Below are 17,210 nucleotides of genomic sequence, written 5' to 3' on the forward strand. Positions count from 1 at the left end.
CGGAACAACGATTCGCAAAGGAAGTCGGCTACAAGGGCAGCGAGTCACAAAACCAACGGCCTGGTCCCTGCCGTGGGCTGACATGTGTCACATCGTTCGCGCTGACCTATGGCACTTCAGCCGGTTCCGTGTCGTCGGTCAGGGTGGTGGCCATGCGAACAGCAGTGGAACTCAAGGCCGTGAGCAAGCATTACAGCGACACCGTCGCGCTCGACGACGTAGATCTGCGTGTCGGGGAAGGGGAGACAGTAGCCGTTCTCGGGCCGAACGGCGCAGGCAAGACCACGTTGTTGTCGATCGCCCTCGGGCTCCTCGGTCCCAGTTCCGGAGCTGCCAGGGTCTTCGGCCGCACCCCCGTGGAAGCGCTGCACGCCGGCGAGGTCGGCGTGCTCCTGCAGGACTCCGGGCTGCTGGAGGACGTGCGGGTGGAGGAACTGGTCGCGACAGTCGCGGGAATGTACCCTCACCCGCATCCCGTCAAGGCGGCGATGCGAGCCGCGGACGTGGCCGAACTCGCCACCCGGCGCATCGGCCTGCTGTCCGGCGGCCAGCAGCAGCGCGTGCGGTTCGCTCTGGCGCTGGTCGGAGACCCGAAGCTGCTCGTGCTCGACGAGCCCACCGTGGGGCTGGACATCGAGAGCCGCCGCGCCCTGTGGCAGGAGGTACGCGCTCGCACGGCCGAGGGCCGCACGGTGGTCTTCGCCACCCACTACCTCGCCGAGGCCGACGACTACGCCGACCGGGTCGTCCTGCTCGCGGGCGGAAAGATCGTCGCCGATGGGCCGGTGAGCACCATCAAATCCCTGGTCGGCGGCATGGAGGTGCGTTTCGTCTTCGACGGCGCCGATGTGAGCGGGCTCGAAACGCTGCCGGGCGTGCGCCAGGTGCGGATCGAGGGGCGTGCCGTCACACTGCGCACGGATGACTCCGACGCCACGCTTCGCGCCCTGTTCGCGACGTTCGACGACTTCAGGGATGTACGCACCATGAGCACCGATTTGGAGAACGCCGTCGTCAGCCTGACGGGAGGAGCGGGACGATGAGGTCGTATCTGAGACTCGAGATACGGCGCGCTTTCCGCAACCCGGCCGGGATGATCCTGCTGACCGGCTTCCCGCTGGCGCTGTACCTGCTGTGGACCAAGGTGCTCACCGTGGTGCCGCAGGAACAGCGCGCGGACTTCGCCGCGTTCTCCATGGTCTCCATGGCCACGTACGGTGCGATGGGGGGCGCGTTGTTCATCGGGGGCGCCATCGCGCTGGAGCGGAGCAAGGGCTGGTCGCGGCAGCTCGCGGTGACGCCGCTGCCGCCGCACGGCTACGTGGTGGCCAAGTTGGTCAGCGGGATGACGGGAGTGCTGCCGAGCATCTTCGTCGTGCTGGCCGCCGGCGCGGTGCTGGGCGGGGTGCGCCTGTCCCTGTGGACCTGGCCGGCGCTGGTGGTGTTGATCTGGCTGGGCGTCATGCCCTTCGCCGCGCTGGGCATCGCGTTCGGCTACACACTCCGAGGGCAGGCGGCGAACCTGGCCATGATGGGCGTCTACTTCGGGCTGTCCGTCCTGGGCGGCCTCTGGCTGCCGGTGCAAGCCATGCCCGCGGGCCTGCGTGCGCTGGTCGAGTACAGTCCCGCTTATCAGGCCGGATCACTCGGCTGGCGGATGCTGGACGGGCGGTGGCCGACCGGGACCGGGGTGGGTGTGTTGGTGGCCTGGACCCTGTTGTTCGCCGCGCTGGGCATGTGGCGTTACCGTCGGGCTTTGTGACGGTGAGGACGACGCTGCCGGAGCTTGAGCACGGCCGGGCCCGCACCACGCGGGCCTGGTCCGCCGCGTGGCTGCTGATCCTGTGCTGGCCGCTCTGGTCGCTACTCGACGCGGAACCGGGGATCCCAAGAGTGGCATGGGCGTTCGGGGGCGCGGCGCTGTTGGCCGGCTGCTGGCTGATGATCACGTGGCGGATGTTCAGCAGCCGGGGAGACACCCCGCGGCCGTGGGCTCTGGCCGGGTTGCTCGGCGCGACACTGGCCCTGCTCCCCGTCTTGGGGCGGCCGTGGGCGTACGTCTGCTTCGTGTTGGTCGTCTCCGCTCTCGCGGCCTCGTTGCGGCCGGTCGTGTTCACTGCGGCGGTGGTGGCGACAGCGGTCGTGGACGTGATCGCCCTGTGGGTCCTGGGAGCACCGTTCGCCGGGATCTGGTGGGTGCCGCTCGTCATCGCGGTGCAGGCGGCGGTGGTGCAGAGCCTGAAGCAGATGGGGGTGCTGGTGGCGCGGTTGGAGGCGGCCCGCGCCGAAGTCGCGCAGATGGCCATCGAGAACGAGCGGCTGCGGTTCGCCCGGGACCTGCATGACATTCTCGGCCACACACTCGCGTCGATCATCATCAAGAGCCAGCTTGCGGCGCGGCTGGCCCGTACCGACCCGGACCGCGCCGCCCGCGAGATGGCCGACGTGGAGCACGCCACCCGCCAGGCCCTCGACGAGGTACGGCGCGCGGTCACCGGCTACCGTACCCCCGCCTTGTCGGAGGAGCTCGACAAGGCCGCCCGCGGTCTGCGGGCCGCCGGGATCGAGCTGGAGGTCTCCCCCGCCGAGGGGCCCATTCCCGCCTCCGCCGAGATCCTGCTGGCCTGGGCCGTACGAGAGGCGGTGACCAACGTGCTACGCCACAGCCGGGCCGGGCATTGCTGGATCGACCTAAGCGTGGACGACACGGCCGCGGGCCTGGAGGTCCGTGACGACGGCACTCCGCCGGGCGACGGGTCCGGCGCGGGGCGGGCGGGGCACGGGCTCACCGGGCTGGCCGAGCGGGTCGCGGAGGCCGGTGGACGGCTGGAGACAGGGTCGTTGCCCGGCAGGGGATACCGGCTGTGCGTGCGCGTCCCGCTGGAGGAGTCATGATCCGCGTGCTGATCGCCGACGACCAGGACCTGGTCAGGGGTGGCCTGGCGGCGCTCCTCGCTCTCGAGGACGGCATCGAGGTGGTGGCCGAGGTCGGGCGCGGAGACCTGGTGGAATCCGCGGTGGCGGAGCACGACCCCGACGTGGTCCTGCTCGACATCGAGATGCCTGGACTATCGGGCCTGGACGTCGCCGAGCGCCTCCGCGGCCACCGGGTGATCATCGTGACCACGTTCGGCAGGCCCGGCTACCTCACCAGGGCGCTGAAGGCCGGTGTGGCCGGTTTCGTGGTGAAAGACGCCCCGGTCACCGAACTGACGGCCGCCATTCGCCGGGTGATCACCGGCGAACGGGTGATCGACCCGAGGCTGGCGGTGAGCGCTCTGACCATGGGCACCAGCCCGCTCACCCAGCGAGAAGCCGAGGTGCTGCGCGTGGCCGCCGACGGCAGCACCGTGGCGGACATCGCCCGCAGGCTGTTCCTCACTGAGGGAACCGTCCGCAACTACCTGTCCTCCGCCATCGGCAAGACCGGGGCCCGCAACCGCGTCGAGGCCGCTCGCGTGGCCGAGTCCCGCGGCTGGCTCTGACCCGGCCGCACTGATCATTCTGCGCCGAGAGCCGATGTGCTGAGCCGCTCATGGGTCAGGCCAGGGAGGGGGAATCCTCGGCCGGCCGGGTTCCCGGCGGGGCGCCCGTACCGGCCTGTGGGACCGGGCGCCCGGCCAGGAACCCGGCCGCCAGTTGCAGTCCGCAGGCGCCGAGCCCGGCCAGCAGCGGCAGCGTCCAGCCGCCGGAGAACTGGTGGAGCGCGCCGACCAGGAGCGGCCCGAGCGCGGCCAGCACATACCCGACGGACTGGGCGACGGCCGAGAGCGCGGTCACCGAGACCGGGTCGGGGGCGCGGAGCGCGATGATGAGCAGGGCCAGCGCGATCGAGGCGCCCTGCCCCACCCCGAGGACGATCATCCAGAGCCACGGGAGGGTGGCCGGGGCGAACAGCACACCGAGGTATCCGGCCACCGTGAGGAGGGTCGCGGCGGTGACGTACGGCACCTGCGACCGTGCGCGCCCGGCGAGGATCGGAACCGTGAACGTGGCCGCCACCTGGGCCAGGTTGGTGAGGCCGAGCAGGTATCCGGCCTGGTCGGCGGGGAGTCCCGCGTCCTTGAAGATCGTCGGCAGCCAGGCCAGCATGACGTAGAAGGTCAGCGACTGCAGGCCCATGTAGACGGTGACGTACCAGGTCACCCGGGTGCGGAGCAGCGCTGCGAACGGTCTGGGCGCGACCTCGGAGCGGGCGGGGCGGCGCAGTGCCTGGGGCAGCCAGAGCACCGCGGCGGCCAGCGCCGGGATCGCGGTCATCGCGGTCACCTCGCGCCAGCCGTACCCGGTGGCACGCTCCAGCGGGATCATCAGCCCGGACGCCGCGGCGGAGCCCAGTACCAGGCCGGAGACGTAGATCCCGGTGAACAGGCCGACCCGCGAGGGGAAGTGCTGCTTGACCACGCCGGGCATCGCGACGTTCATGACGGCGATGGCCATGCCGGCGACGGCCGCTCCCGCGTAGAGCGCGGGGACGCTTCCCGCGCTGCGCAGCGCCACCCCGGCGGCCAGGATCAGCAGCCCGGCCATGAGCGTGCGGTCCAGGCCGAAACGGCGGGCGAGCAACGGGGCGAGCGGGCCCAGCACGCCCAGGCAGACCACCATGACCGTGGTGATCGCTCCTCCCCCGGCGGCGCTCAGCCCGAGGTCGCCCATGATCTCGTCCAGCACCGGGGAGACGCTCGCCAGCGCGGGCCGCAGGTTGAGCGAGGCGAGCACGAAGCCCGCGATGAGCACCACCCACGACACCCGCGACACACCGACCCCCCGCTCGACCATTGGCCCACTTTCCCACAGCCCGCTTGGTGAAGCGCTTCGAGGGGCAGGGCCCGGCACCCGTGCCGGGCACGCACCGATGAAGCCGCCACGGCAACGCGGTGGCTCACCGATAACGGTGGCCATCGGTTTGACCACCCGAACGGTGGGTCAGTATGTTCACTCAAAGAACATTCGTTCGCATATCGAACATGCGTGAAGGGGGCGCGATGGCCACGGTGGTTTCGCTCGCCGAGGCGGTGGCCGATCTCGTGCACGACGGCGACAGCGTGGCGATGGAGGGCTTCACCCACCTCATCCCCCACGCGGCCGGGCACGAGATCATCAGGCAGGGACGCCGCGATCTCACCCTGATCAGGATGACCCCCGACCTGATCTACGACCAGCTGATCGGGATGGGCTGCGCCGGCAGGCTGGTCTTCTCCTGGGGCGGCAACCCCGGGGTGGGCTCGCTGCACCGCTTCCGCGACGCGGTGCAGAACCACTGGCCGGCCCCCCTGGAGATCGAGGAGCACAGCCACGCGGGCATCGCGAACGCCTACGTCGCCGGGGCCTCCGGGCTGCCCTTCGCGGTGCTGCGCGGTTACCGGGGCACCGACCTGCCCGGCAGGACCGCCAACATCAGGCCGATCACCTGCCCGTTCACCGGCGAGGAGCTGACCGCGGTCCCCGCGATCAACCCGGACGTCGCCGTGATCCACGCGCAGCGCGCCGACCGGCGGGGCAACGTGCAGCTCTGGGGCATCACCGGCGTGCAGAAGGAGGCGGTCCTGGCCGCCCGCCGCTCGCTGGTCACCGTGGAGGAGGTCGTCGACGAGCTGGAGCCGCACCCCGGCGCGATCGTGCTGCCCGGCTGGGCGATCACCTACGTCTCCGAGGTCCCCGGCGGCTCCCACCCCTCCTACAGCGCCGGGTACTCCAGCCGCGACAACGACTTCTACCTCGCCTGGGACGAGATCAGCCGCGACCGGGAGACCTTCGCGGCCTGGATGAGAGAGCACGTGCTTTGACGACCGCCCCCTCCCCGTACACCTCCGACGAGATGATGACCGTGGCCGCGGCCCGGCGGCTGCGGGACGGCGGCTCGTGCTTCGTCGGCATCGGCCTGCCCAGCGTCGCCGCCAACCTCGCCCGCCGTACGCACGCCCCCGGCCTGGTCCTCGTCTACGAGTCCGGCACCATCGGCGCCAAGCCCGACCGGCCACCCCTGTCGATCGGGGACGGCGTGCTGGCCGACACCGCCGACGCCGTCGTCAGCGTGCCGGAGATCTTCAACTACTGGCTCCAGCCGGGCCGGATCGACGTCGGATTCCTGGGCGCCGCCCAGATCGACCGGTTCGCCAACATCAACACGACGGTGATCGGCCGCTACGACGACCCGAAGGTCCGGCTGCCCGGAGCGGGTGGGGCCCCCGAGATCGCCGCCTCCTGCCGCGAGGTGACGGTGGTCGTGCGGCAGAGCCGCCGCACGTTCGTCGACCGGGTGGACTTCGTGACCTCCGTGGGCTTCGGCTCGGGACCGGGCGACCGCGAGCGCCTCGGCCTGCGCGGCAGCGGTCCCCGTACCGTCATCACCGACCTGGGCATCCTGGAGCCCGATCCAAAGACCTGCGAGCTGGTCCTCACCCACCTGCACCCCGGCGTCACCCTCGACGAGGCCCGCGCCGCCACCGGCTGGGAGCTGACCACCGCCCCCGGCCTCCGTGAGACCGCGCCCCCGACCCCCGAGGAGCTCGCCGCCCTCCGCGAGCTCACCGGCAGGAAGCCGTGAAGGGTGCGGCGCCGGGTAGGTCACCTCTCCAGGGCGGCGCCCGCTCCCGGGCCGCCCTGAACGACGTTCGAGCCATCCGGAGGTGACCATGACCGCTCCCGCCGGCGCCGGGCTGTTCTCCGGGATGTTCGCCAGGGGCGGGGCCGCCGCGCAGGTGTCGGACCTCGCGTGGCTGGCCGCCATGCTGGACGTCGAGTCCGCGCTGGCCACCGCGCAGGCCGGGATCGGACTGGTCCCCGCCGAGGTGCCCCCGGCGGTGGCCGCGGCCTGCCGTCCCGAGCTCTACGATCTTGAGGAACTGGGTGGCCTGGCGGCGCGATCCGGCAACCCCGTCATCGGGCTGGTGGCCGCCCTGCGTGAGCGGGTCGACCCCGAGCTCCGGAGGTTCGTGCACTACGGCGCCACCAGCCAGGACATCAACGACACCGCGGCGATGCTGCTCTCCCGCCGCGCCCTGGCCCCGGTCCTGGCCGACCTGTCCGGCTGCGCCGGGGCCTGCGCGCGCCTGGCGTCCGAGCACCGCGACACCGTCATGGCCGGGCGCACGGTCGGCCAGCACGCCGTACCCGTCACGTTCGGCCTCAAGGCGGCGGGCTGGCTGAGCGCGCTGGACCGCTCGCGGACCGAGCTGGCCGAGCTGCGGCTGCCGGCCCAGTACGGCGGTGCGGCGGGCACCCTGTCGGTCCTCGGCGACCGGGGCCACGAGGTGCCGCCGCTGCTCGCGGCCGAGCTCGGGCTGGCCGAACCGGTCATTCCCTGGCACACCGACCGGACCCCGGTCGCCCGGCTGGCCTGCGCGCTCGGCACCGCGGCCGGAACGCTCGGCAAGGTCGCGAACGACGTGAAGCTGCTGGCCCAGACCGAGGTGGCGGAGGTCGCCGAACCCACCGGACCCGGGCGGGGCACATCCAGCGCGATGCCGCACAAACGGAACCCGGTGGGTTCGATGTCCGTGCTCGCCTGCGTCCAGCGCGTCCCCGGGCTGGTCGCCTCGGTGCTCGGTGGCATGGTCGCCGAGCACGAGCGCGCGGCCGGGCCATGGCAGGCCGAGTGGGAGACGCTGGGTGAGCTGCTCCGGCTCACCGGCAGCGCCGCCTGCTGGCTGCGCGAGGTGCTGGAGGGCCTGACCGTGGACACCGCCAGGATGCGCGCCAACCTCGACGCGACCCGGGGGCTGCTGATGGCCGAGCAGGTGGTCGTCCGGCTCGGCGGCACCCCGCAGGCCCGGCGGCTGGTGGACGCCGCCTGCGCCCGCGCCGGCGATGGGGGCCTGCCGTTGCGTGAGGTCCTGCGCGCCGACCCCGGCGTCTCGCTGACCGCCGAGGAGATCGACGCGGCCCTCGACCCGGCGGGTGCCCTGGGCTCCGCCACCACCTTCGTCGACCGGGCGCTCGCCGCCCACCGGAATCTCGCGGAACCCGCTCACCGAGGAGGAGATCAAGGAGGTGCTGCTGCAGACCGCGATCTACGCGGGCGTGCCCACCGCGAACCGGGCGTTCGCGGTGGCGCAGGCGGCGCTGGAGTTCGATCGGAACGAGGAGGACGGCGATGATCGAACCGGTTGAGCGCGGCTCCGACCACGTGCAGTCGCTGGCCCGCGGGCTCTCGGTGATCAAGGCGTTCAGCGCGACGAGCCCCGAGCTGACGCTCAGCGAGGTCGCCCGCGCGACCGGCCTGACCAGGGCGGCGGCCCGCCGGTTCCTGCTGACACTCGTCGACCTCGGCTACGTCAGGACCGACGGTCGGCTGTTCGCGCTCTCCCCCCGCGTCCTGGATCTCGGGTACGCCTACCTGTCCAGCCTCTCCCTGCCCGAGATGGCCGAGCCGCACCTCGAACGGCTGGTCGCCGAGGTGCACGAGTCGGCGTCGGTGGCGGTGCTCGACGGCGAGGACGTCGTCTACGTGGCCCGGGTGGCCACCACCCGGATCATGCGGGTGACCATCAACATCGGCACCCGCTTCCCGGCCCACTGCACCTCGATGGGCCGGGTGCTGCTCGCCTGGCTGCCCCCGGACGAGCTGGACGCCTACCTGGACCGCACCGAGCTGCGCAGGTTCACCCCGAAGACCGTCACGACCGCCGACGCGCTCCGGGCCGAGCTGGAGCGGGTCCGCTCCCAGGGCTGGGCGATGGTCGACCAGGAACTGGAGGAGGGCCTGCGCTCGATCGCCGTGCCGGTCCGCGACCGTTCCGGCCGGGTGTCCGCCGCGATGAACATCTCCTCCCACGCGAGCCGTACCACCCCCGAGTCCGCCCACCGTGACCTGCTGCCGCCGCTGCTCGCGGCGGCGGCCCGCGTCGAGGCCGACCTGCACGCGGCCGGGACCATGGGAAGCACCACCCGGGCCTCCTGGCGAGAGTCCTCCTGAGCCGTTCCCGCCCGCGGTCACGCCTGGCGACTGTCGTACGCCTCGCGTGCCGCACCGATCTCGTGCACGGAGCCGTCGAGCAGATCGGCGAGATCGCGCAGGCGCTCGGCGACGCGGGCGCCGAGCGGGGTCAGGGAGTACTCCACCCGGGCGGGTATCACCGTCAGGACCTCGCGGGTGACCATGCCGTCTCGCTCAAGGGCCCGCAGGGTCTGCGCCGGCATCTTCTCGCTCACGCCCGCCACCCGTCGCCGCAGGGCGTTCACACCGCCGGCCGACGCGGTACGGGCCGCCGCCTCCTGATCCGGGCTCGGGAGGCGGGCGCTGGCCCGTCCCCGACGGACGACGGCTCGGACGCGAGTTCACCCGACCGCTGTTGACAACGTTGTCAGTACGCTGTGCATGGGCGATGATCGAATCGTGACAGAGAGTGTGCGAGGCCGTCCCACCATGAAGGACGTCGCGGAGGCGGCCGGGGTGGCGCTGAAGACCGTCTCCCGGGTCGTCAACGAGGAGCCGGGGGTCAACCCCGCCACGGCCGGACGGGTCACGGCCGCCATCGAGCGGCTCGGCTACCGGCGCAACGAGAGCGCCCGGGTGCTGCGCCGGGGCAGGACCGCGACCATCGGCCTGGTGATCGAGGACGTGGCCGACCCCTTCTACTCGGGGCTCAGCCGCGCGGTCGAGGACGTGGCGCTCCGGCACGGCTCGCTGGTGCTCAGCGGCTCCTCGGGGGAGGACCCCCGGCGCGAGCGGGAACTGATCCTCGCCTTCTGCTCGCGCAGGGTCGACGGCCTGGTCATCGTGCCCGCCGGGACCGACCACGACTACCTGCGGCCCGAACTCGACGCGGGCATCGCCGCCGTCTTCGCCGACCGGCCGGGAGGGCTGGACGCCGACACCGTGCTCTGCGACAACGCGGGCGGCGCGCACGCGGGGGTGAGCCACCTGATCCGGCACGGTCACCGCCGCATCGCCTTCATCGGCGACAGCGCGTCCATCTTCACCTCGGGCGAACGGCTGCACGGCTACCGCCGCGCCCTCCGCGAGGCGGGCCTGCCCTTCGATCCGTCGCTGGTCGCGACCGGCCCGGCCGAGCAGGCGGGTCCCGCGCTGAACCGGATGCTCTCCGGCGACGCCCCGCCCACCGCGGTGTTCACCGGCAACGGCCGGATCACCGTGGCCGTGCTGCGCACCGGACACCGGCCGGCCCTGGTGGGCTTCGACGACTTCGAGCTGGCCGACCTGCTGGTCCCCGGCGTGACCGTGGTGGCCCAGGACCCGGTGCGACTCGGCAGGACCGCCGCCGAGCTGCTGTTCCGCCGCCTGTCGGGCGAACAGGGCACTCCCGAGCGGGTCGAGCTGCCGACCCGGCTCATTCCCCGGGGCTCGGGGGAACTTCCCGCTTAGGCCCTGTCCCTTGGATCTTTCGGCCACCACGGTCAGGCGGCGCCTCGCCGCGTTGCCGCCGGTCACCGCGGCCCGGCGCGGCTCCCTCCGCCACCTCGCGAGGCACCACCTGACCGATCCTCACCACAGCAAGACCCGCGGGAGCGGGCCTAGGACCAGTGCGCGGGGCGGATCAGCGCGGCGGGCAGCGTGGTCGCCGCGTCTCCCCTGGCCGCGTTGACCTGGGCCTGGGTGAGGAAGATGCTCCCGGTGAGATCGGCACCGCGCAGGTCGGCGTCCCGGAGGTCCACCCCGATGAGGTCGGCCGTACGCAGGTCGGCGTTCCGCAGGTCGGCCGCGATGAGGTAGGCCCCGCGCAGGTTGGCCCCGCGCAGGTTGGCGCCCTTGAGCCTGGCCCCGATGAGATCGGCGCCCCGGTGGTTCCTCTTGCGGCCGGGCACCTCGGCCCGTACCAGCTCGCTGGTGCGGAGCAGCAGGGCGTTGACGCCCTGACGGACCGCCGCCACGTCCGTTTCCACGAGCGTCTCGGCACTGCCACGGGTGAGGCGCTCGGTGTCGTCCAGCGCGTGACGGAGATCATCGTGGATGGGGCGGGCCTGCGGCAGCGCCAGTGCCTCGGTCAGGTACCAGAGCAGCTCGTGGAGCTGCCGCATGACGGGAAACACCTCGAACATCCGCCTGGCGGTGCCCGGAGCCTGCCGCCAGTCCTGCCCGCCGAAGGTGACCTGGGAGACCTGCTGCCCCGCGCCGAAGCAGTCGAAGACCGTGCAGCCGGGAAAGCCCCGCTCGCGGAGGTTCGCGTGGATGCCGCAGCGGAAGTCCGCCCGCAGGTTCACACACGGCTTCCCCGCGTCCTTGTCGATCGCGAAATCGGCCGAGGCGGCGAAGGGCAGCGCGACACAGCACAGCCCGAAGCAGTTCGCACAGTCGGCCCGCAGGCGGGAACCGTCTCCGCCGGCCGGATGGACTTCGCGTTTCTGGGACAACGTAGATGATCTCCTGCCGCGAGGTGGGACGTTCTTGCACGAACCTCCATTCTCGCCGACCGTACGAGGAGGTCCGGTCAGGAGGGCTCCGGCCGCAGGGAGCGGTGCAGGGCGAGTGAGCAGCAGACGACCGCGGCCCCCGCCAGGACGATCGCCAGGTGCGGGGAGGTCAGCTCGGCGGCCACGCCCACCAGGGCCGCACCGAGCGCCTGGCCGGTCATCATCCCCGCCGAGGCCAGGCCGAACGCCTGGCCCCTGATCGCCTCGGGTACCGCCTCCACGAACCACCGCTGCAACCCGAGCTCATAGGCGGTCACCGCCACCGCGGCGAGCAGTACGAGCAGCGCGGCTCCCCCGAGTCCCGGCTGCAGGGCGAACACCAGCAGCGGAAGGCCCGACGCCACCGCCATGGGAAACGCCAGCCGTTCCCTGCCGGAGGGCGAGACCAGCCGGCCGACGACGAAGCTCCCCACCGCCAGGCCCGCGGAGGCCGCGGCGAGCGCGTACCCGGCGGTGCTCCCCAGGTAGGGGATCAGCATCGCCTCGCCGCCCACCGCGAACGTCACCGGCAGCCACTGCGCGAGAAGCAGGCCGCGTATCCGCCTATCCGCCAGCAGCACCCGGTTGACCCGCAGGGTCTCCCGGACGGTACCTCTGCCGCTGACCTTCTCAGTGCGCACACTCCCGTGTTCCGCCTCCCCGGCCGGGAGATCTCCATCCTCGGTACGCTCACCGGGAAGGCCGGCCTCCGCGCCCCTGGCCGGAAAGTCGGGCAGGCCGAAGCGGAGCACCACGGCGGCCAGCACGGACAGTGCGGCGGTGACGGCCAGCGCCCCCGAGGGGCCGGTCGCGGCGAGGATGCCACCGCCCACGGCCAGCCCGCCGATCTGCGCTCCGGCCGACGTCACGGTCAGCACCGACCTGCCCAGCACGAACGCGTCCCCCGGCAGCAGGTCGGGCAGCAGGGCCATCCGCGCGGCCCCGAAGACCGGTGAGAACAGGCCGGTGACCAGGACCAGGGCGAGCATCGCCCAGACGGACAGCCCGGCGAAGGCGATCAGCAGGCAGGTCACCACCCGCACCAGTTCCCCCGCGATCATCAGCGCGCGCGGCCGGATCCGGTCGGCCAGCGAGAGCAGGAAGGTGGCGCCGACGGCGTAGGGCAGGAAGCCCAGCATGTACGCCGCCGCCGACAGCCCCGGCGAGCCGGTCCGCGCGTAGACCAGCGCCGACAGGGCCAGCATCTTGACCTGGTCACCGGCCACCAGCAGGGTGAAACTTCCGAACAGGACACGGAACTCACCGCTCGCGAAGACCTCCGTGTAGGTCGCGCCGCGTTCTTGTGTGGTCATGGGCACGATGCTGAACGGACGCCCGGACGGTTGGCTAACCTTTCGGATATATCCGAAAGGTTGCTCAATGGTCCATCGCATCGAGGTCACCCCGCACGACGTCATGGCCAGCAGGTTCGCCATCTCCCCGCTCATGGAGACCAAGCACACCCTCTGGATCCTGTCCGGTGTCAAGGGTGCCGGGGAGTGGCGGACGTGGGCGGAGCGAATGCGCGAGCCGTATCAGAGACTGCTGCGCACCTACCCGGGACTGGCCCCGATGGTGGCTCTGTTCCGCGAGCGCTACTACAACGCCGATTTCCCCGCACCACCGCCGACCGGGGTGAACACCCCGGTCGAGACGGAACTCGCGCTGGTGAGAGCCACCCCGCTGGCCCAGGCGCACGACGAGATCGCCAGAAACCTGGAGGGGATGCCCCGCCCCTCGGAGTCCGTCAGGGAGGTGCTGTTCTCACCGAACGTCGTAGAACTCTTCGCCGAGGCACTCGCGGCGATCTGGCAGGAGATCGTCTCCCCCATCTGGCCACGCTTCCACGCGATCCTGGAGCGGGACGTGATCCAGCGGGCGGGCCAGCTGGCGACCTACGGCTGGGCCGCGGCGCTCGACGACCTCAACCCGCGAATCCGGTGGCACTCCGACGGTGTCATCGAGGTGCGATCCAGTTTCCCTGACGAGACCTACCGGCTCGACGGGCGCGGGATGCTCTTCGTCCCGACCGTGTTCCCCGCCGGGGTGAGCTACTACCTGGACAAGAGCTGGCCGTACGCGATCAGCTATACGGCCCGGGGCACCGGCATCCCGCCCGAGACGACGGACGGCCTGGCCCACCTGATCGGCAGGACCAGGACCCGGCTGCTGCTGGAGCTCGCGACCCCGGCGACCACCACCCAGCTCGTCACCCTGCTGGGCCTGAGTCTCGGCACCGTGGGCGGCCACATCTCCGCCCTGCGCAACGCGGGCCTGATCACCGGCAACCGCACCGGCCGCACCGTCCTCTACCACCGCACCCCCCTGGGCGACTCCCTGGTCAGCCGCTCACCGGCCCTTGGTTCTTCCCACTGACCCCGTATGGGGTTCCCGCTTCACCAACGCGAGCCGGACAAGCCGGAATCGGGGGTACGCGGCGCGGGTGACGGACAGTCTTTGATCAGATGGACCAGGGCGTCGATGGCAGCCCAGCGGATGATCCGGGTGGGATTCGGCTCATGGAGGGCGTGTATTGACCGAAACTCGGCGGCGACCCCATACTTCTCTTTATGCGCACATGTGTTCGCTGTGAGAACAGCCGCTGTAGAGGGCACAAGAGGTGACCGAAGGTCCCTTGGCCGGGCTCCGCGTCGTTGAACTGGGCGGGATGGGACCGGTGCCGTTCCGTGGCATGGTGCTGTCCGAGCTCGGCCTCTCCACAGCCGAGATCTCCACCCTCCGCGACGAGAAAGTGGTGATGTGATGGCGGGCCGGACCGACCTGCGGATGACGGATGCCGAGGTACAACAGGCCCTCGCCGTACCCGGTCAGCGTATGGTCGTCGCGACCCTGCTCCCGGACGGCCTGCCGCACCTCACCGTCGTCTGGTACGGCTTCACCGAGGACCGGCGTCTCGGGTTCACCGTGCCCGCCGGCTCCCAGAAGGTGAAGAACCTGACGCGGGACCCGAGAGTCACGGTACTGGTGGACGCCGGGACCCAGCACGGCGAACTCCGGGGCGTGCAGATCGCCGGGCGGGCGGTCCTCGCCCACGACCTGCCGACGAAGCTTACGATCCACGCCAGCGTCGCGGCGCGTTATCCGACCAAACCCTCGCCGGATCCGGAGCGGACGATGGCCAGGCGGGTGGCAGTGATCGTGGAGCCGATCAGCGTCGTCTCATGGGACCACCGGAAGCTGGCCACCCGCTGACCCTCCCCACGCCGGTCACGTCCGTACGGCGGACATCGAAACGGGCGGCCCAGCCGACGTGTCCCGCCTGATGGCGAACACGAGTACGGGCACGACGACGAGCAGGAACAGGTTGCGGTGCGCGTCGGCCCCGGCCGTCGTCATGGGGTACGGCAACGCCGGCACGGTCGGCCCCAGGCAGGATCAGGCCGGGAAGGTCGATCCGCAGCACCGTGTCACGTGACTCCACGGGTCTGGACGGGCACCAGGCGCACGACCGCGATGAGGGCCGTCGGCCCCATGGGCACGTTGAGCAGGAAGAGCCGTCTCCAGCCGTGGTCCGCGCCCGCGATCGCGATGACCGATCCGGACAGGAGGGGGCCGACGACGAACGACATGGCCGAGGTCGGCCCGTAGAAGCCGAACGCGCGGCCCCGCTCCTGGCCGGAGTCGAACAGCGAGACGAAGGCGATGATCAGGCTCACCCGCAGGACGCGCCGGCGCAGGGGATGCGCGTCCCGGCCGTTCGGGGGCTCGCACGCCCGCTGTTCTCCGTCTCCTGGTCGCTCAGGCTCACAGTCGGATCGGCGCTGTTCCGAACGCGACTCCCATGCCGGTGATCCAGGGTTCGACGACCTCGTAGCCGGTGAAGGTCGCGGCGGGCGAGCCGCCGGCGGCCCAGGCGGCGGCCCAGGTGCGCACCTCGTTCGCGCCGCCGCCGCGGGCGTCGATGTCCGCCTGTGACAGGCTGCTGAAGCAGTCGGCGTCACCGACGGCCATCTTGGCGAGCAGTTCCCGGTCCCAGGCCGGGTCGAGATAGTCCAGAGCCGTCGCAAGTGACTCGGCGCGTTCTTCCGCCGTGAACCGGCGTGCGCCGGGAGCGGGGGCGGGGAACGGCGGGTTGTGGCTCAGGCCGCCGGTGCCGATGAACAGCACCTTTTCGTCGTACGCCTGGAGGGCACGGCCGACCTGCTCCCCCACTCGGCGAGCGCGCGCGACGGGGAAGAGCGGGTAGCCGATCGCGTTCACGATGATCGGCACGAGTGGCACCGATCCGGGATCGCCGAAGAGTTGCAGCAGAGTCAGGCCGAGACCGTGGTCGACCGAGACCTTCTCACCGACCGCGAGGTCGACGTCCATCGTCACCAGATCCTGGAACAAAGTCTGTGCGATCGGATGCACGTTCAGTTCCAGGCGCGGTATCCCGAACTCGGGCACGGTGTCACCCGAGAGTATCCCGGTGAACGGCGGCCGAACCTGGTTGAGCAGGTTCATGTGGTCCGGGGCGAACATGACGACGAGGTCGGGCCCGAACTCATGGATGAACCGCTTCGCCTCCTCCACCGCGGCCCGGTACTCGTAGCCGGCCTCACTCCGCTCCGGCAGCGCCATGAAAGGGCTGTGTGAGAGGCAGATGAAGGCTCGGTTTGGCTTGTGCGTCGCGAATGTCATGAGTCTCTCCGTCTGGAAGCGTTCAGCGGACCGCCAGCACCTCCTCCGCGGCGGCTTCCGCGTCATAGTCGTAAAGCCATGAACGGAACCGCGCGGAGTCCGCGATCTCGGCGTCGCGTTCGGCCAGGTCCTGGAAATGCGAGTCGTAGCGGCGGCCGTTCGCGCGCGCGCCGAGCTGGACCTCCGTGGTGCGGCTGCGGCGCAGGGCTTCGTAGTGCGACAGGGCCTCGGGCACGGTCTCGGCGGTGGCATCGGCCAAGAAGACCGAGAGAGCGGCCGCGTCCTCGATCGACTGGTTCGCGCCCTGCCCGAGATGCGGCAGCATCGAGTGCGCGGCGTCACCGAGGAGCGTGAGCCGGCCCCTCGTCCACGTGGAGAGCGGGTCACGGTCGTACAGACCCCACCAGTTGGTCTTCTCAACCTCGGCCAGCAGCCTCGGGACAGGGCTGTCCCACGTCGCGAACTCTCTGCGGAGGGTCTCGACGTCCCCCTCGGCGGTCCACGACTCGACAGCCTTCTCCCGAGACGGGACGAAACCGACATAGTTAATCAGAGTGCCACGACGTACCGGGTAGACCAGGAAGTGCCGCTGCTCGCCCATCCACAACTGGGAGACGCCTTTGGGCCACCACGGCACCCGCTCGGCGGGAACCAGGCCACGGTAGGCGACCGAACCGGAATCAATCGGCGCGGACGGCTCGATCACGTACTTCTGCAAAACCGAGTGGATACCGTCGGCGGCGATGACCGCGTCGGCCCGTACCTCGGTGCCGTTGGCGAAGCTGACGACCGCCTCCCGCTCGTCCTGCGAGAAGGAGACCGCTTGGTGTCCGGTGTGGACTCGGTCGGCGGGGAGAACGTCCGCGAGCGCGCCGATCAGGTCGGCGCGATGGACGCCGAACATGCCGTTCCAGCCGCTGGAGTCCACGGTCAGCATCGGGGCGACGGTCGAGCCGTCCTCACGGTAGTAAAGCGAACCTTCGCCGACGCTCGCGCCTACCGCGGCGACCGCGTCGCCGACCCCGAACCGGTCCAGCAGACGCAGGCTGTTGGGAGTGATCATCACACCGGCGCCGACCTCTCCCAGCGCGGGCGCCTGTTCGTAAACGTGGACGTCGATACCACGATGCAGCAACGCGTTGGCGGCTGCCAACCCGCCAATACCGCCACCGACCAGGACCACGCGAATTGAGTCTGCTGACACTTTCATCACC

Annotated in this window: 20 protein-coding genes and 1 pseudogene; 13 read left to right on the forward strand and 8 right to left on the reverse strand. The window is 71.2% G+C overall.

Going from position 1 to position 17,210, the window contains the following annotated elements:
• The first annotated feature begins 152 nt into the window (after positions 1–152).
• From ACQP0P_RS38875 to ACQP0P_RS38890, 4 genes are read left to right on the forward strand one after another with little or no spacing between them, the layout of a single operon-like run.
• Complete coding sequence (locus tag ACQP0P_RS38875; protein ID WP_433365451.1) at positions 153–1,043, forward strand: ABC transporter ATP-binding protein; 891 nt, start codon at positions 153–155, stop codon at positions 1,041–1,043.
• Positions 1,040–1,762, forward strand: a complete 723-nt coding sequence (locus ACQP0P_RS38880; RefSeq protein ID WP_433365454.1) for an ABC transporter permease — start codon at positions 1,040–1,042, stop codon at positions 1,760–1,762. The genes ACQP0P_RS38875 and ACQP0P_RS38880 overlap by 4 nt, the downstream gene beginning before the upstream one ends.
• Positions 1,759–2,895 (forward strand): sensor histidine kinase, encoded by a 1,137-nt coding sequence (locus tag ACQP0P_RS38885; protein ID WP_433365457.1) that lies wholly within the window; start codon positions 1,759–1,761, stop codon positions 2,893–2,895. The genes ACQP0P_RS38880 and ACQP0P_RS38885 overlap by 4 nt, the downstream gene beginning before the upstream one ends.
• Positions 2,892–3,485 carry a response regulator gene (locus ACQP0P_RS38890; protein ID WP_433365460.1) on the forward strand — a complete coding sequence of 198 codons (594 nt, stop codon included), beginning with the start codon at positions 2,892–2,894 and terminating at the stop codon, positions 3,483–3,485. Before ACQP0P_RS38885 ends, ACQP0P_RS38890 begins: the two co-directional genes overlap by 4 nt.
• Positions 3,486–3,540: 55 nt before the next feature.
• Here the strand turns inward: ACQP0P_RS38890 and ACQP0P_RS38895 are convergent, their stop codons facing one another.
• Complete coding sequence (locus ACQP0P_RS38895) at positions 3,541–4,779, reverse strand: CynX/NimT family MFS transporter (protein ID WP_433365463.1); 1,239 nt, start codon at positions 4,777–4,779, stop codon at positions 3,541–3,543.
• A 206-nt stretch (positions 4,780–4,985) separates the two neighbouring features.
• Between ACQP0P_RS38895 and ACQP0P_RS38900 the strand changes: the two genes are divergently transcribed.
• The 5 genes and pseudogenes from ACQP0P_RS38900 to ACQP0P_RS38920 all read left to right on the forward strand — a co-directional run bounded on the left by ACQP0P_RS38900 (position 4,986) and on the right by ACQP0P_RS38920 (position 8,917).
• On the forward strand, positions 4,986–5,786 hold the full coding sequence (locus ACQP0P_RS38900) for a CoA transferase subunit A (RefSeq protein WP_433365466.1): 801 nt from the start codon (positions 4,986–4,988) through the stop codon (positions 5,784–5,786).
• On the forward strand, positions 5,783–6,547 hold the full coding sequence (locus tag ACQP0P_RS38905) for a CoA-transferase subunit beta (protein WP_433365469.1): 765 nt from the start codon (positions 5,783–5,785) through the stop codon (positions 6,545–6,547). Before ACQP0P_RS38900 ends, ACQP0P_RS38905 begins: the two co-directional genes overlap by 4 nt.
• A 124-nt stretch (positions 6,548–6,671) precedes the next feature.
• A pseudogene (gene pcaB, locus ACQP0P_RS38910) lies at positions 6,672–7,877 on the forward strand (3-carboxy-cis,cis-muconate cycloisomerase); the annotation flags it as partial.
• A 115-nt stretch (positions 7,878–7,992) separates the two neighbouring features.
• Positions 7,993–8,112 carry a hypothetical protein gene (locus ACQP0P_RS38915; RefSeq protein ID WP_433365472.1) on the forward strand — a complete coding sequence of 40 codons (120 nt, stop codon included), beginning with the start codon at positions 7,993–7,995 and terminating at the stop codon, positions 8,110–8,112.
• On the forward strand, positions 8,096–8,917 hold the full coding sequence (locus ACQP0P_RS38920; protein WP_433365475.1) for an IclR family transcriptional regulator domain-containing protein: 822 nt from the start codon (positions 8,096–8,098) through the stop codon (positions 8,915–8,917). Before ACQP0P_RS38915 ends, ACQP0P_RS38920 begins: the two co-directional genes overlap by 17 nt.
• A 17-nt stretch (positions 8,918–8,934) precedes the next feature.
• Here the strand turns inward: ACQP0P_RS38920 and ACQP0P_RS38925 are convergent, their stop codons facing one another.
• Positions 8,935–9,153, reverse strand: coding sequence for a winged helix-turn-helix transcriptional regulator (locus ACQP0P_RS38925; RefSeq protein WP_433365478.1), 219 nt, complete (start codon positions 9,151–9,153; stop codon positions 8,935–8,937).
• Between the two features lie 184 nt (positions 9,154–9,337).
• On the opposite strand from ACQP0P_RS38925, the gene ACQP0P_RS38930 reads away from it, so the two are divergent.
• Positions 9,338–10,327, forward strand: coding sequence for a LacI family DNA-binding transcriptional regulator (locus ACQP0P_RS38930; protein WP_433365481.1), 990 nt, complete (start codon positions 9,338–9,340; stop codon positions 10,325–10,327).
• Positions 10,328–10,476: 149 nt separating this feature from the next.
• Here ACQP0P_RS38930 and ACQP0P_RS38935 read toward each other — a convergent pair whose 3' ends face one another.
• Complete coding sequence (locus tag ACQP0P_RS38935; RefSeq protein ID WP_433365484.1) at positions 10,477–11,313, reverse strand: pentapeptide repeat-containing protein; 837 nt, start codon at positions 11,311–11,313, stop codon at positions 10,477–10,479.
• Between the two features lie 77 nt (positions 11,314–11,390).
• Complete coding sequence (locus tag ACQP0P_RS38940) at positions 11,391–12,665, reverse strand: MFS transporter (RefSeq protein ID WP_433365487.1); 1,275 nt, start codon at positions 12,663–12,665, stop codon at positions 11,391–11,393.
• Positions 12,666–12,732: 67 nt separating this feature from the next.
• Between ACQP0P_RS38940 and ACQP0P_RS38945 the strand changes: the two genes are divergently transcribed.
• The 3 genes from ACQP0P_RS38945 (at position 12,733) to ACQP0P_RS38955 (ending at position 14,565) form a co-directional block, all read left to right on the forward strand.
• On the forward strand, positions 12,733–13,728 hold the full coding sequence (locus tag ACQP0P_RS38945; RefSeq protein ID WP_433365490.1) for an ArsR/SmtB family transcription factor: 996 nt from the start codon (positions 12,733–12,735) through the stop codon (positions 13,726–13,728).
• Between the two features lie 244 nt (positions 13,729–13,972).
• Positions 13,973–14,116 carry a hypothetical protein gene (locus ACQP0P_RS38950; protein ID WP_433365493.1) on the forward strand — a complete coding sequence of 48 codons (144 nt, stop codon included), beginning with the start codon at positions 13,973–13,975 and terminating at the stop codon, positions 14,114–14,116.
• Positions 14,116–14,565, forward strand: a complete 450-nt coding sequence (locus ACQP0P_RS38955; protein WP_433365496.1) for a pyridoxamine 5'-phosphate oxidase family protein — start codon at positions 14,116–14,118, stop codon at positions 14,563–14,565. Before ACQP0P_RS38950 ends, ACQP0P_RS38955 begins: the two co-directional genes overlap by 1 nt.
• 15 nt (positions 14,566–14,580) lie before the next feature.
• Here ACQP0P_RS38955 and ACQP0P_RS38960 read toward each other — a convergent pair whose 3' ends face one another.
• From ACQP0P_RS38960 to ACQP0P_RS38975, 4 genes are all read right to left on the reverse strand, one after another.
• Entirely contained in the window at positions 14,581–14,721 is a 141-nt protein-coding gene (locus ACQP0P_RS38960; protein ID WP_433365499.1) for a hypothetical protein, read from the reverse strand.
• 59 nt (positions 14,722–14,780) lie between these two features.
• Entirely contained in the window at positions 14,781–15,029 is a 249-nt protein-coding gene (locus ACQP0P_RS38965; protein ID WP_433365502.1) for a hypothetical protein, read from the reverse strand.
• Positions 15,030–15,117: 88 nt separating this feature from the next.
• On the reverse strand, positions 15,118–15,936 hold the full coding sequence (locus tag ACQP0P_RS38970) for a hypothetical protein (protein ID WP_433365505.1): 819 nt from the start codon (positions 15,934–15,936) through the stop codon (positions 15,118–15,120).
• An 82-nt stretch (positions 15,937–16,018) separates the two neighbouring features.
• Positions 16,019–17,200 (reverse strand): FAD-dependent monooxygenase, encoded by a 1,182-nt coding sequence (locus ACQP0P_RS38975; protein WP_433365508.1) that lies wholly within the window; start codon positions 17,198–17,200, stop codon positions 16,019–16,021.
• Positions 17,201–17,210: the final 10 nt, after the last annotated feature.

The organism is Streptosporangium sp. CA-115845 (assembly GCF_050943795.1).
Lineage (GTDB): Bacteria > Actinomycetota > Actinomycetes > Streptosporangiales > Streptosporangiaceae > Streptosporangium.